This is a genomic window from Geomonas sp. Red32 (assembly GCF_023652955.1).
GTDB lineage: Bacteria > Desulfobacterota > Desulfuromonadia > Geobacterales > Geobacteraceae > Geomonas.
Map to the genome: position 1 here is coordinate 437,559 of NZ_JAKLOY010000002.1, position 14,253 is coordinate 451,811.

10 protein-coding genes are annotated in these 14,253 nt (G+C 62.8%); 6 read left to right on the forward strand and 4 right to left on the reverse strand.

Annotated elements, in window-relative coordinates; genetic code table 11:
- Nucleotides 1-165: 165 nt before the first annotated feature.
- From L4X63_RS08825 to pruA, 4 genes are all read right to left on the reverse strand, one after another.
- Nucleotides 166-1,620 carry a sigma-54-dependent transcriptional regulator gene (locus L4X63_RS08825; RefSeq protein WP_250678242.1) on the reverse strand — a complete coding sequence of 485 codons (1,455 nt, stop codon included), beginning with the start codon at nucleotides 1,618-1,620 and terminating at the stop codon, nucleotides 166-168.
- 229 nt (nucleotides 1,621-1,849) lie between these two features.
- Nucleotides 1,850-2,098 (reverse strand): hypothetical protein, encoded by a 249-nt coding sequence (locus L4X63_RS08830; RefSeq protein ID WP_250678243.1) that lies wholly within the window; start codon nucleotides 2,096-2,098, stop codon nucleotides 1,850-1,852.
- A gap of 103 nt (nucleotides 2,099-2,201) precedes the next feature.
- The gene (locus tag L4X63_RS08835) at nucleotides 2,202-3,143 is read right to left on the reverse strand and encodes a class 1 fructose-bisphosphatase (protein ID WP_250678244.1); all 942 of its coding nucleotides are present in this window, start codon (nucleotides 3,141-3,143) and stop codon (nucleotides 2,202-2,204) included.
- 371 nt (nucleotides 3,144-3,514) lie between these two features.
- On the reverse strand, nucleotides 3,515-6,508 hold the full coding sequence (gene pruA / locus L4X63_RS08840; protein WP_250678245.1) for an L-glutamate gamma-semialdehyde dehydrogenase: 2,994 nt from the start codon (nucleotides 6,506-6,508) through the stop codon (nucleotides 3,515-3,517).
- 238 nt (nucleotides 6,509-6,746) lie between these two features.
- On the opposite strand from pruA, the gene L4X63_RS08845 reads away from it, so the two are divergent.
- From L4X63_RS08845 to L4X63_RS08870, 6 genes are all read left to right on the forward strand, one after another.
- Nucleotides 6,747-7,316, forward strand: coding sequence for a flavodoxin family protein (locus L4X63_RS08845; RefSeq protein WP_250678246.1), 570 nt, complete (start codon nucleotides 6,747-6,749; stop codon nucleotides 7,314-7,316).
- A gap of 142 nt (nucleotides 7,317-7,458) precedes the next feature.
- A complete protein-coding gene (locus L4X63_RS08850; RefSeq protein WP_250678247.1) occupies nucleotides 7,459-7,641 on the forward strand; it encodes a hypothetical protein in 183 nt (60 codons plus the stop codon).
- Nucleotides 7,642-7,931: 290 nt separating this feature from the next.
- Nucleotides 7,932-9,749: a CheR family methyltransferase gene (locus tag L4X63_RS08855; RefSeq protein WP_250678248.1), complete on the forward strand. Its 1,818-nt coding sequence runs from the start codon at nucleotides 7,932-7,934 to the stop codon at nucleotides 9,747-9,749.
- Nucleotides 9,750-9,794: 45 nt separating this feature from the next.
- Nucleotides 9,795-10,340 (forward strand): chemotaxis protein CheW, encoded by a 546-nt coding sequence (locus L4X63_RS08860; RefSeq protein WP_250678249.1) that lies wholly within the window; start codon nucleotides 9,795-9,797, stop codon nucleotides 10,338-10,340.
- Between the two features lie 48 nt (nucleotides 10,341-10,388).
- Nucleotides 10,389-12,125, forward strand: coding sequence for a methyl-accepting chemotaxis protein (locus L4X63_RS08865; RefSeq protein WP_250678250.1), 1,737 nt, complete (start codon nucleotides 10,389-10,391; stop codon nucleotides 12,123-12,125).
- Nucleotides 12,126-14,165, forward strand: coding sequence for a hybrid sensor histidine kinase/response regulator (locus L4X63_RS08870; RefSeq protein WP_250678251.1), 2,040 nt, complete (start codon nucleotides 12,126-12,128; stop codon nucleotides 14,163-14,165).
- The last annotated feature ends 88 nt before the right edge of the window (nucleotides 14,166-14,253 follow it).

Below are 14,253 nucleotides of genomic sequence, written 5' to 3' on the forward strand. Positions count from 1 at the left end.
ATGTCCCCGTTCCGCTCTCTCCAGCCCTCCCTCCCCCTCAAGGGGGAGGGGCCTGAGGATGGGGTGAAAGCAAAAAAGCCCTTCTCCGTCGGGAGAGGGGCTTTTGCTTTTCTTACACTGGTATATGGCTTCCCCCCTTCAAAGGGAGGACGCGTGAGGATGAAATTATGCCTCGGCAGCGCCGATCCGGTAGCGCTCCAGCCGGTCGCGCAGGGTGTTGCGGCTGATTCCTAAAAGCTTGGCGGCGAACACCTGGTTGTTGTTGCTCTTCTCCATCGCCATGTGGATGAGCGCCTTCTCGAGCCCCATGTTGACGCTCTCGTAGATGGCCCCCTTGTTCTTCTGGCAGATGCCGTCGAAGACCGGTTCCAGCATGCTCCAGAAGACCTCGTAGTAGTCGTCGCCGGCCGCCTCGAGATCGACTTCCTTGATGGCGGGGGTCTTGGCCTTGAGGAACGACTCGAAGTCCCCCGGGATCAGGATATCGCCGCGGCAGAAGACGGTGGCGGAGTTGATGACGTTCTTCAGCTCGCGGATGTTACCGTCGAAGTTGCAGGTGGTCAGCATGGCCATGGCCTCGGGAGCGATCCCCTTGATGTTCTTCCCGTACTTTCTCGAGAACTTCTTCACGAAGAGGTCGACCAGCAGCGGGATGTCCTCCGCCCGGTCCCTGAGGGGGGGGAGGAAGAAGTTCACCACGCGGAGGCGGTAAAAGAGGTCCATCCTGAAGGACTTCTCCTTGACACAGGTGAGAAGGCTCCGGTTGGTGGCGGCGACGACCCTGACGTCGACCTTGATGGTCTCGTTCCCCCCTACCCGCTCGAACTCCTGGTTCTCCAGGACGCGCAGCAGTTTCCCCTGGTTGGCCATGCTCATCTCGCCGATCTCGTCGAGGAAGATGGTGCCGCCGTTGCACTGCTCGAACTTGCCTATCCGGCGGGAATGGGCGTCGGTGAAGGCGCCCTTCTCGTGGCCGAAGAGCTCGGACTCGAGGAGCGCCTCGGGGATGGCCGCGCAGTTGACGGCCAGGAAGGGGCGGTTCTTGCGGCGGGAGTTGTTGTAGATGGCGCGGGCGAGGAGCTCCTTGCCGGTCCCCGATTCACCCTGGATGAGGACGGTGGCGTCGGAATCGGCGACCGTGCCGACCATCTTCCAGATCTCGATCATCTCGGGCGAGGAACCGATCATCAGGTCCTCGGTGAGATCCTCCTCGGCCTGCGGGCGCTCCTTGGTATAACGGACCTTGCGGCTTAAGAGGTTGCAGTCGATCGCCTTCTTGACCGTCGCCTTCAGCTTGTTCATGTCGAACGGCTTGGTGACGTAGTCGAAGGCCCCGTATTTCATCGCCTCGATGGCGTTCTGGGTGGTCTTGTAGCCGGTCGCCATGATGACGGCGAGCCCCGGGTCGATCTTCTTGGCCTCCTTGAGTACCTCGAGGCCGGACTTCTGCGGGAGACTGATGTCCATAATGGCGACGTTGGGGCGGTCGGCGATCACCCTCCTCAGGGCCGATTCGCTGTCGCTCTCCAAAAGGAGTTCGTACTCCTCACCGGCGAAGATACTCTTCAGCATGAACAGAATATCGTGGTCGTCATCAAGGATCAGCAGTTTCGCGGTCATCTTCGTTCCCCTCGTGGGCGTAATTCAAGCGGCAGGCCGGAGCCAGTCGTTACCGGCCGATATGCAGTTCAGGGTTTTGGTAGGTTGAGTGAAGCGGCAGGCCGTGAGGCGCGTAAGACCGCCATTACGATGTATCAGTGTAGCAGAGTATGCAAAGACGTCACTCCATAACAAAAGAACCGCCTGGATGGAAGCGGTTCTTTTGCAGACAAACTATAGGGGGTGGTGGTTAGTACTCGTCTTCCTCGTACTCATCTCCGCCGAATTCATCGTCTTCCCCCTCTTCCCCCTCTTCCTCCTCCATCTCCTCGGGGAGATACTGTGAGCGCTCGTCTTCTTCCTTTATGGCCTCGAACCGCTCAAGGGTTTTCGGGTCCGTGCAGTAACGGCCCTCCTTCTTGGAGCACTCATCAAGGTCGCAAAGATCAAAGAGCTGTATCTCGCTGCAAAGGCGGCGGGGTGGCTGCTGGTTTTCCATCGGTACCTCGTTGTTCTCCACCTTTTGTACATGTATCGACGCTGGTAAAGAGAACTTTAGAAAAAAGGATTAGGTGCAGTTACGCACCACATCCTACTACATTTTACTTCCCATTGACAAACGCTACGGCCGTTTTGACATCCTCTGCGCAGCCGATATAGACCGGAGCCCGCTGGTCGAGAGACTCGGGTTGAAGGTCGAGGATCGGGATAGTGCCGGTGCTGGCGGCGCCGCCGGCGTGCTCGACGATGAACGCCATCGGGTTGAGTTCGAACAGCACGCGGAGCTTGCCGTTGGGGGAGCCCTGGAGCGCCGGGTACATGAAGAGCCCTTTCCCCTTCAGCAGCACCTGGTTGATGTCGGGTACGAAGCCGCCGGAGTACCGGAGCTTGCACCCCTTGTCCTCGAGGTGGCGGATGAACTTCTCGTTCCCCTCGGTGTACTTGTTGCGCAGGCCGCCCGGGGCGTAGATGTCGCCCTCCGGCTTCATCCTGATGTTCTCGCGGGTCAGGGTGTACTCCATGAGGTTGTTCATGGTGAACTCGTGAACGCCGTCGCCCACGGTGTAGACCAGGGAGACCCTCGGCCCGTAGAGGATGTACATGGCGGCGACCTGGTTACGCCCCGGCTGGAGCAGCTCGGATCCGGCGTAGATGGAGACGATGGTGCCGACGGCGAGGTTGACATCGACCAGCGAGGAGCCGTCGAGGGGATCGTAGGCGACCGAGTAGAGCCCGTCGGCGTTGGCCTGGCACTGGTAGATCTCGTCCATCTCCTCGGAGGCGATGTTGCAGACCACGCCGGAGTGGATCAGCCTCTTGCGCATGATCCTGTCGGAGAGCACGTCGAGGGCGAGCTGCTCTTCGCCGTAAAGGTTGGAGGTACCGGCGACGCCGAGATCACCCGTCCGGACCGCGTTGATGACGTACTTGCTCGCCTCGGCGATCTCGCACATAAGATGCACGAGGTTGTCGCAAATGTTCTGGCTACGCAGGTGACGACGCAGATCGATCTGGAATTTCGAGGTTCCGGCTTGTTTTATCATCGCATTCCTCCAACATTAAATTAAAATTATCTTACGCCGCCGTAGATTATGTCAAATGTCGTGATAAATCAAGGGAAAAAGCAAGAATTTTGGATGACGAAGATTGGATAAGGAAAGGGAGCTAACAAAAAAGCGGCCTCCTGAGAGAGTCGCCGAGGTGATATCCAGGTGATACAGAGATTGTATGGAAAGGCTGCTAGGATAGCACTCAGGAATACTGTCATCTTCACGACGGATCAATGACATCCGGCGGAACGGAGCCTTTCATAACAGGCACCAGGGACGCCTTCCGTACCTTACCAGAGACGATGGCCGCCCCGGGTACCTAACTAGTATAGGGTAGAACGTAGAAGGGTAGAACCTGCGTCCTGTCATTCCTCGTTGGGAGCGAACCCTCGCCGCATGGTATTCTCCGTCACCACCCGCGGATCCATGAAATGAAGGAGATAGTCCGGACCTCCCGCCTTGGTACCGATACCGGACATCCGGGAGCCGCCGAAGGGCTGGCGCCAGACCAGGGCGCCGGTGTTGTTGCGGTTGAGGTAGAGGTTGCCGACCCGGAACTCCCGCCGGGCCTGCTCCAGGTGCTTCGGGCTGCGGGAGAAGACCCCGCCGGTCAGGGCGAACCTGGTGGAGTTGGCCTGCTCGATGGCATCGTCGAAGTCCTTCGCGCGCATGACGGCGAGCACCGGCCCGAAGACCTCTTCCTGGGCGATCCGGTGCTCCGGCCGGGTCCCTCCCACGATGGTAACCGGGACGAAGTAGCCGTCGTCATGGGGGACCCGGCTTTGGTAGAGGAGCTCCCCTTCCCTTTTGGCGATCTCGATGTACTCCGTGATGCTTCTCATCGCCTGGGGGTCGGCCACCGCGCCAAGGTAGTTGCCGGGATCCTCGGCCGGGCCGATCTTCAGCGCCCTGGCCATCTCCACCAGGCGGGAGACGAAGCGGTCGTACACGGCATCGAGCACGATGACCCGCGAGCAGGCAGAGCACTTCTGCCCCTGGAAGGCGAAGGCGGAGTAGATGACGTGAGGCACCGCCTCGTCGAGGTCGGCGTCGTCGTCAACGATGATGGCGTTCTTGCCTCCCATCTCGCAGACCACCCTCTTCACGTTGGTCTGCCCGGGTTGGACCTTGGCGGCCCGCTCGATGATCCGCAGGCCGACCTCCATGGAGCCGGTGAAGGCAATCAGGCTGATCTCCGGGCTGTCCACGAGGAAATCTCCCATCACCGCCCCGCGCCCCGGAGTGTAGTTGAGGACTCCCGGGGGAAGCCCCGCCTCGCGGAAGAGGTCCATGACCTGCCAGCCGACCACCGGGGTCAGTCCCGACGGCTTGAACACCACGCAGTTTCCGGTGACCAGCGCGGCGGACACCATCCCCATGCTGATGGCGAGGGGGAAGTTCCAGGGGGAGATGACGGCGGCGACTCCCCGCGGCTCGTAGAAGTAGTGGTTGACCTCTCCCGGGACGCTCCCCAGCCTCCGCGGCGCTCCCAGCCTGATCATCTCGCTCGCATAATATTCGAGAAAATCGATCGCCTCGGTCACGTCCGCGTAGGCCTGGTCCCACTGCTTTCCGATTTCCAGCACCTGCCAGCCCGCCAGTTCCACGATGCGGGAGCGGGCCAGAGAGGCGGCCTTCTTGAGAAAGCCTGCCCGCTCTGCCGGTGGGGTATCCCGCCAGGCGGGGAACGCCTCCCGGGCGGCGGCGATCGCCTCGCCGATTTCGCCCACCCCGGCCTGGCAGACGACACCGATCACTTCGCTGGGGTTGGCGGGATTCACCGAAGGGATGGTGTCGGCGGTGACCACTTCCCGGCCGTTTATGAAGAGGGGGTAGCTCCGTCCCAGCCGCTCGCGGTTGCGGGCGATCTGCGAGGGGAACTCGTCCCGCAACGTCTCGATGGTGAAATCGGCCACCGGCTGGTTGGCGAAGGGGGTGTGCTCTCCCGCGTTCTCCAGGGGCTCCCCCCTCCCCGCCTGCCGCGACCGTTCACGCTCGGCCTTCAGGGCCGGGTCCTCCAGCAGGCGGCCGATCTCGGCGTCCTCCGCGAAACTCTGCCGCAGGAAGGATTCGTTGGCGGTGTTTTCCAGCAGCCGGCGCACCAGGTACCCCATGCCGGGGACCAGGTCGCCGTAGGGACAGTAGAGGCGGATCCGTCCCGCTACCCGGAGGATCCCCTTCCGCACCGGTTCGGCCATGCCGTAGAGGACCTGGAACTCGTAGCGTTCCTCGGGGACCTTGAGATCGGCGGCCATCTCCATCACCGCGGAGATGGTGCGGATGTTGTGGGAGGCGCAGGCGAAATGACAGATATCGTGGTTCTTCATGATCACGCGCGCTTGCCGCTCGAAGGCGGCATCGGTCTCCGCCTTGATGGACCAGACCGGGACCTCCCACCCGTTCTGGGCGACCCGCACGGTCTCGAAGTCCCAGTAGGCACCCTTCACCAGCCGCACCGAGATCCCCACCCGCTCCTCCCGCGCCCACGCCAAAAGCTTCGCGAGGTCGGCGTCGGTATCCTTCAGGTAGGCTTGCAGCACCACCCCGAGGTGGGGGTAATCCCGGTACTCCATCCTCAGGCGGCGATAGACCTCGAGGGTGATCTCCTTGTGGCGGTAACTTTCCATGTCGATGCAGAGAAAGGCGTTCATCGCCACCGCCTGGTCGGCGATGCGGCGAAGCCGCTCCAGGATGGCGGCCACCGATCCCTCGAAGTCCTGGGGGTTGGCCAGGCAAAAAAGGGCGCTCGGCTTGACGGCGACGTTCACCTTCGGCGCATGCCCCCAGTCCAGACCGGGATCCCCTCCCACGCCGGGGAGCGGCGGCCACTGCCGAGCTTGTTTCTCGAGGGCTGCCATCAGCTCGAGGTAGCTCTGGACGTAGCGCTCGGCCTCCTCATCCGAGAGGGTGGCCTCCCCGAGGACGTCGACCACGAAGGCGAAGCCGTCCTTCCGGAGCGCCTCCATATTCTTGATGGCCTCCGAGGTATTCTCACCCACGATGAACTGGCGGGCCATGTCGTGGATGTTGGAGGAGAGGACCTTGCCGAGCATGGAACCGCCGAGGGTGCCGAGCATCCCGGCCACCTTGGCGCCGGCGGAGAGCACCGGAGGAAGATCCTTTTCGTGGCCGAAGTATTCCTCGATATGGCCGGTCAGCAGCTTGGTCGTGGTCAGCGAGGGGAAGACGTCCACGAAGCGGAACATCTGGACCTTGAAGGCCTCGTTTTTCATGCTCCAGTCCATCACCTTCCCCATCCAGGCCCCCTTGTTGAAGAGGGAGGGCTTTTCTCCGGCGATGCGCGCAAAAAACTCCCTGCCGCGGGAGACGATCCGCTCGTTGAGATCGCTACTGGTCATGACGGGACTCCTTTTGCCTGCTCGTTAATTAGACAATGATAGCTTCCGGCGGCAGGAGTACAAGGGATGCCGCCGGCACTGCCGGCAATCCTTCCCCATACTGTCTTTCAGGCGGGCTCAGGTACTGTCATTGCTGCCACCTCTTACATTCCCCCCCCTGGCACAAAGCAAAAAATCTTCCCCATTGCCGTTGATCCGGTTACTATTACCCGATCAAACAGTACAGCGAGGTGGAATTATGAAAATTGTGACACTCTTGGGGAGTCCCCGCAGCCAGGGAAACAGCAGCACCATCGCCCGACATATCGTCCAGGCCGCCGAGGCCAACGGCTGGACCAGCCGCAGCTTCGAGCTCAACCGGCTCACCTACCGCGGATGCCAGGGGTGCTACGCGTGCAAGCAGGAACGCGACGACTGTGTGCTGCGCGACGACCTGACCGAGGTGCTGGCCGCGGTAAGAGAGGCCGACCTGGTTGTCTTCGCCACCCCGGTCTACTACGGCGACATCAGCAGCCAGCTCAAGGCTTTCATGGACCGCACCTTCTCCTACCTGGTCCCCGGCTACGCGACCGCCGAGCAGCCCAGCCGGCTCTCCCCGAAGAAGCTGATCTTCGTGCAGTGCCAGGGACACCCGGACGAAGCGAGCTTCGCCGACATCTTCCCCCGCTACCAGTACTTCTTCAAGCGGCAGAACTTCACCGAGGTGCGGCTCGTGCGCGCCTGCGGGATCGGCCCCAACACGGTGGACAAGGTTCCCGAAGCGGTACTCGCCAAGGCCGTGGAAACATGGCGGGAGCTGACTTCCTGACCCGCTCCTCCCGCGGAGCCCTCCCCTGAAAAAAATTATCGCCCCCTCCTTGCATTACTAATTGGTTTTGTATAATTGGAATACGTAAACGGCATTATCATTAGCAGCCGTCTACCGCGACCATTAATGTAAGGAGGGTGTCATGCTCGCCCAAGCGACGGAAAATCTCCAGGAACCGGCCATCACCGCCATGTGCCGGACTAAGCAGATCAACGAGCAGTTCTCCAGCTGTCTTGCCGAAGGAAACCGCTATGGCTGCGTCTATGCCTTCCTGTTCGGCGACGGCTACCTCTGCACCCATCCGCAACACCGCGAATTCAGGTAGCCCCACCCTCCCGCGGCGCTCCCCGCCGCCCCCGCCCCCATCCGCCGAAGCCAGCTCGCAACCGGCACTGGCACCCCCTCCAGAACTGCCGCAAAACACCATTCTATATTAAACATATTTTAGTTGACCAGCGCCGAGCAAAACCATAGTATCCTCCAATCAGGCTGGTCCAGCCCGAAATGGGCCGCTGTTATAGGGTTATCCCTTCCCAGGCAGCCGCGGAAGGGGACCCGGCACCGTTGCTAACATCGTCACACCCCTCTACATTCCCAGGACGAAAAAGGACCGCTTTGCCACTGAAGATCCTCCTGATCACTGACGACAGTCAGGGAGCCGCACCGGTTTGCCGTGCCCTTACGGCGGCAGGGTACACTGTTGCCGAAATTACCTCGGCAGCCGACCCCATCAAGGCGCTCCGTCAGCGGAAACCGGACCTGCTCATCGTCTATCTCGAGGGAGCCCGGGCCGCCGACTGGGCTGGCGACCACCGTCTCCACACCCCGGAAGGTCCCCATCTCATTCCGGTTATCGTCATCTCCGACCGCCGCTCCCTGGAGGCCGAGCTGATGAACGTCTACGACTTCATCCCCTCCCCTCCCGACCTCGTCAGGCTCCTCGACAGCGTGGCCGCCATCGCGCAGCGCCCCTCGATGCCGGGTTACGAGGCCGCCCTCACCGACCTCCAGTACCAGGAACTGGCCGGCCAGCTCCTGGTCACCGCCGGGCTGCACTTCGAGGTGCGCAACCGCTCGGCGCTGGAGCGCGGGGTCAGGAGGAGGATGTCGTCGCTCCGGATGCACAGCTGCTCCGAATACCTCGACTACCTCAAGCGGCACGCCCAGGACCGCCAGGAGATGCAGAAGCTCCTGCAGTTTCTCACCGTGGGGGAAACGTACTTCTTCCGCTACCCGGCCCACTTCCAGGCGCTCACCACCGCCCTCTTGCGGCGCCGCCTCGGCGAGCCGGTACGGATCTGGTCCGCCGGCTGCTCGACCGGAGAGGAGCCGTACTCGATCGCCATCGCCCTGATGGAGGCGCTCCCGGACTGGAGAACGCGGGACATCAGGATTATCGCCACCGACATCAACCATGTTTCGCTGGCCAAGGCGCGGCGCGCCGTCTATACCGCGTGGTCGCTCAGGGCCACCGACGAGGCGATCAGGGGGCGCTACTTCACCAAGGAGGGCGACCACTTTGCGTTGAAGGAGGAGGTCAAGGCGCGGGTGGAGTTTTTCCACCTGAACCTCAACACCCCGTGCCAGGGGAAGTTCTGCTCCGAGCTCAAGGATCTCGACGCGGTATTTTGCCGCAACGTGCTGATCTACTTCTCCCCCGAGGCGGCCCCCGGCATCGTCGCAAGCATCAGCCAGACGCTGAGACCCAAGGGGCTCCTCTTCCTCGGTCACGCCGAGTCCCTCCTGCAGCAGCAGGCCGGGCTCGCCTCCCGGCTCCTGGACGGGAGCTTCTATTACGTGAAAGGGGCCCCGCCGAAAGCGGCCGAGTTGCCGGTCCCGCCTCCCCCCCCGGAACCGCTGGCCGAGCCGGCCGCCACGCCGCCGGCTGCCCCGCCACCGGAGCCCCCCGCCCTTTGCCCGGTGGTGGAGGAGCCGCGGCGGGAGCCGATGGAGGAGGCCCGGCTTCTGTACGACGGCGAGCGCTACGGGGAAGCACTGGCGGCGCTGAAGACCATCCTGGAGGGAACACCCGCCTGCGCGCCTGCCCTCGTCCTCAAAGGGTTCATCCTGGCCGGCCGCGGCGAGCTCGACGCCGCCCTGGAACTCTGCATCCGGGCCATCGCCGTCGACGATCTCTTCCCCGACGCCTACTTCCTGAGGGGGGTGGTGCTCGACGGCTTCGGGCTTTTGGCCGAGGCGGCCAACGAATACCGCAAGGCGCTCCTCTTGAACCACGATTTCATCATGCCGCGCTACCACCTCGGGCAGTTGCACCTGAAACTCGGCAAGGTTCCGGAAGCGGCACGCGAAATACGCAACAGCATCACCATCCTCACCCGCAGCCGGGGAGATGAGACCGTCCCCTACTCGGGCGGACTCTCTCGCGCGCGCTGCCTCGAGCAGCTGCAAAGCGTCCTCAACAAGGTCGCCTAGGCGAACCAGCCAGGGTAAGCCCCAGGCTCCCGAAGGAGCGGCACCATGCCACTTGACCAAGAAGAAAGCTACGACATCCAGACGGTACTGGCCAAGATGCGCGACGAGTACTGGCACGGCCTGGCCGAGCAGGAAACCGGCGCGGAAGAGATCATGGACTGCCTCGTCTTCATGCTGGGGGGGGAGCGCCACGCCTTCGAGACCCGTCATGCCTGCGAGGTGATCCGGGTTCCCCGGCTCGTGAAGGTACCGGCGGTCCAGGATCTCATCAAGGGGGTCTTCAACCTGCGCGGGGAGATCACCGCCGCCATGGACGTACGCCCGCTTTTGGGGCTCCCCCAGCCGGAATTGGGCCCTGCCGGGAGGATCATCGTGGTGAAGTCCGAACACTTCGCCACCGGTATCCTCGCCGAGGCGGCCCTCGGCGTGCAGGGGCTCCCCCTGGAGCAGTTCGAGCCCTCCCACCCGGGGAGTTCGCTGGACCGGCGGCGGCTGGTCCGCGGGCATTTCAACACCGATGACGGCGCTACCATTCTTCTCGACCTCGAGGCCCTCCTCACCTCGCCGGAAATCATGGTCGGGGCCGATTAATTTACATGCATTGATCATTTAACGCTGCGGCAGCAGACAGGGGTTACCATGTCAAACAAACTATCCTTCAAGATCGTCTTCGCCCTCATCCTGGTCCAGGTCGTCATCATGACCGCCTTCTCGGTCTATTTCGTCCGCTCCCGCCGGGCCGCCATGGAAGATGAACTGCTGGCCAAGGGGAAGATCCTGGCCCAGACCGGCGGCAAGAGCATGGAACGGGTGCTGAGCGACGCGGTCGCTACCGGCCAGCTCACGCTGGACCAGCTGTTCGACGACAAGTACGTACCCATCCCGGGAACCGAGCCCCAGAAATACCACACCCAGTTCGACAAATTCACCGACGGCGCCATCCAGGCGCTGGAGGACGAGTTCATCCAGGACGACCAGGTGGTGTTTGCGGTACTCGAGGACCGTAACGGCTACATCCCGACCCACAACACCAAGTACTCCGCAGCGCTCACCGGCGACAAGGAAAAGGACAAGACCGGCAACCGCACCAAGCGGATCTTCAACGACGAGGTCGGGCTGGCTGCGGCGCACAACCAGCAACCGTTTCTCCAGAGGGTCTACCAGCGGGACACCGGGGAGACCATGTGGGATCTCTCGGTCCCGGTCCGCGTGCAGGGCAAGCACTGGGGCGCTTTCCGCATCGGCTTCTCCATGGAGAAGATCGAGCAGAAGGCCGCCGCGCTGAGAAACCAGGTGATCGGCAGCATGTTCATCATGCTGATCATCTCCAGCACCTTCATCCTCTTCGTGGTCAGCCGGGCGGTGAGGCCGCTTTTGAACCTGACCGGCGCCGCCCTGCGGATCTCCAAGGGTAACCTCGACGAGACCGTCCCGGTGGAGAGCAGGGACGAGATCGGGGAGCTCGCCCAGGCCTTCAACGTGATGATCACGGTCATCGTGAAGGACCTCAAGGAGGAGATCGCCAAGAGCGAACGGCTGATCCGCTCGGTGAAGGAGGCGGTCATCCAGCTCTCGAGCGCCTCCAACGAGATGATGGCCATCAGCGCCCAGCAAGCCTCCGGCGCCACCCAGCAGGCGAGCGCGGTCCAGGAGGTGACCACCACCTCGGAGGAGATCGCCATCACCGCCAAGATGATCACCTCCAACGCCAAATCGGTGGAATCGGTGGCCGACGACACCGCCAAGAACTGCAACGCCGGGCGCGAGGACGTCTCCAACGCCATCACGGGGATGGATCTCGTGAGGAACCAGGTGCAGAGCATCGCCCGCTCCATGCTGGAGCTCGGTGAGAACAGCCAGAAGATCGGCGGCATCATCGAGATCATCGACGAGATCAGCGACCAGACCAATCTCCTCGCCCTGAACGCCGCCATCGAGGCGGCCGGAGCCGGCGAGGCGGGCAAGCGTTTCGCCATCGTCGCCCAGGAAGTCAAAAGGCTCGCGGACCGCACTGTGGAGGCCACTCGGCAGATCCACGGCCTGATCGGCGAGATCCAGCGGGCGACCAACAACACCATCATGGTGACCGAGGAGGGTACCAAGGCGGTCGACGCCGCCTCGCAGATGGTGGACAAGGTCCAGTTCTCCTTCGCCTCCATCGTCGGCACCGCCCAGGAGACCTCCCGGACCGCCAAGGAGATCTCCCTTTCGACCCAGCAGCAGACCTCGGCCTGCGAGCAGATGGCGGAGACCATGTCCGAGGTGCGGGACGTGGCCCAGCAGGTGGCCATGAGTGCCAACGAAACCGAGAAGGCCATCGCCGAAATCCTGGAGCTGGCGGGAAGACTCAGGGACCTGACCGAGAAAGAGGCCTAGATGGGAAAAAGGTACATCGAGATCTTCTGCAGGGAGGCCGAGGAGCACTTAGCCTCCCTGCAGAGCGGCCTCCTGGTGCTGGAGAAGCACCCGACCCGGATGAGCCTGCTGCACGAGCTTTTGCGAAACGCCCACACGCTCAAGGGATCGGCGCGCATGGTCGGGCTTTCCGACATCAGCGCCATCACCCACACCATGGAAGAGCAGCTAAAGGGGATGGAGCAGGGAAACCGGCCCGTTGATGCCCCGGCCATCGATCTCCTTTTGAAGGGGACCGACGCGGTCGCCCTCATCACCTCCGCGCTGTCCAAGGGAGAGCCCCCGCCGCTCGACGTGGAGGCCTTCGTCGCCGATTACGAGCGCGGCGAGGTCGGCCGCTCCCTCGCCTCCGTCGAGCCGCAGGAGGTGATCCCCGACCAGCTGAGCGAGACGGTGCGGGCCAACGTGAAGTCGCTGGACGCTCTCGTCAACCTGATCGGGGAGATGATCATCAACAAGAAACGCCTGGAGGCGAAGCTTACCCGACTGCGCGGGATCGAGCGGGAGGTCGAGGGGACCGCCGCCGACTTGCTGGTCCCCTTCCGGCGCGACCTCGAGGAGGACATCCTCTACCTCGACTACCTGATCGCCGAGCTCCACCAAAAGGCCATGGAGCTCCGGATGTTCCCTCTGAAGAGCATCTGCGACGGTTTCGAGCGGATGGTCAGGGACCTCGCCCAGGCACAGGGGAAGGAAGTCCGCCTGGAGACGGTGGGTGCCAACATCGAGATGGACCGGGTCCTTTTAGAAGGGCTCAAGCCGATGCTGATCCACCTTTTGACCAACGCGGTCTGCCACGGCATCGAGCCCCCCGACCAGCGGGAGAGCAAGGGAAAAAGCCGCCAGGGCTCGGTGCGGATCACCGCCCGCCACGAGGGAAGCTCGGTGGTGGTCGAGGTGCGCGACGACGGCAAGGGGATGGATCCGGTCAGGATCAAGGCGGCGGCGGTGGCGCGCGGGCTCATCGACCAGCGGGATGCCGAGGCGATGCGGGATGAGGAGGCGCTCTACCTGACGCTGCGCCCCGGCTTCTCCACGGCGGAGGTGGTCACCGACGTGGCCGGCCGCGGGGTCGGCATGGACGTGGTCAAGAAGAACGTTGAGCGGATCAAGGGGAACCTCACCATGACGAGCCAGGTGGGGAGCCACACCGAGATCTCCCTCCAGCTCCCCCTCTCCCTTTCGGTGCTCGACGCCCTGATCGTCGCCAGCGGCGGGGAAACCTTCGCCATCCCCATCAACTACGTGCAGGAGATCCTCAGGGTCGGGGAAGATGAGATCACGCCCCTGGGAGGCAGCGAGGTCATCAAGGTCCGGGGCACCACCACCCCAGTCTACAGCCTCTCCGACGTTCTCGAACTCCCCCGCCGGCAGCTGCTCCCCGGTGCCCGGCTGACCGCCCTGGTGCTGAAGCTGTGCGACCAGAGGATCGCCTTCACGGTGGACGCCCACTTGGGGAACTCGGAGGTGGTGGTCAAGGGGCTAGGCAAGCAGTTCAGAAACGTCACCTTCCTGTTCGGGGCCACGATCCTGGGGGACGGCAACCCCGCCCTCATCCTCAACGTTCCCGATCTCTACAGCGCGGTGGCCGAACAGACCCGCCCCGGACTGCAGAAGAGCTGGGAGGTCAAGGTCCAGCAGCGGGTGCTGGTGGTTGACGATTCAATCACCACGCGTACAATGGAGCAGAGCATTCTCACCGCCAACGGCTATCTCGTGGAGACCGCGGTCTGCGGGGAAGACGCCCTGGAGAAAGCGGCCGTCAGGGACTTCGATCTGGTGATCTCGGATGTCGAGATGCCCGGCATCAACGGATTCCAGCTCACCCGCCAACTGAGAGCCACCGACCGCCACCGGGAGACCCCGGTCATCATCGTCTCCTCCCTCTCACGCGACGAAGACAAACGCCAGGCCATGGAGGCAGGAGCCCAAGCCTACATCGTCAAGGGCTCCTTCGACCAGGGGATGCTCCTTGAGACCGTGCAGATGCTAATCGGGTAGCAGCAATAGTTCAAGGTAACAGCAGCGGCAGGCTACAGATCATGAAGCAGCAGAGGGTGTCGAAATCCTGCTGGCTTAAACGGATACC

Bases quoted from the DNA above. Each gene is read 5' to 3' on its own strand.
- L4X63_RS08825 (WP_250678242.1), bottom strand. From the start codon at position 1,620: ATGACCGCGAAACTGCTGATCCTTGATGACGACCACGATATTCTGTTC.
- L4X63_RS08830 (WP_250678243.1), bottom strand. From the start codon at position 2,098: ATGGAAAACCAGCAGCCACCCCGCCGCCTTTGCAGCGAGATACAGCTC.
- L4X63_RS08835 (WP_250678244.1), bottom strand. From the start codon at position 3,143: ATGATAAAACAAGCCGGAACCTCGAAATTCCAGATCGATCTGCGTCGT.
- pruA (WP_250678245.1), bottom strand. From the start codon at position 6,508: ATGACCAGTAGCGATCTCAACGAGCGGATCGTCTCCCGCGGCAGGGAG.
- L4X63_RS08845 (WP_250678246.1), top strand. From the start codon at position 6,747: ATGAAAATTGTGACACTCTTGGGGAGTCCCCGCAGCCAGGGAAACAGC.
- L4X63_RS08850 (WP_250678247.1), top strand. From the start codon at position 7,459: ATGCTCGCCCAAGCGACGGAAAATCTCCAGGAACCGGCCATCACCGCC.
- L4X63_RS08860 (WP_250678249.1), top strand. From the start codon at position 9,795: ATGCCACTTGACCAAGAAGAAAGCTACGACATCCAGACGGTACTGGCC.
- L4X63_RS08865 (WP_250678250.1), top strand. From the start codon at position 10,389: ATGTCAAACAAACTATCCTTCAAGATCGTCTTCGCCCTCATCCTGGTC.
- L4X63_RS08870 (WP_250678251.1), top strand. From the start codon at position 12,126: ATGGGAAAAAGGTACATCGAGATCTTCTGCAGGGAGGCCGAGGAGCAC.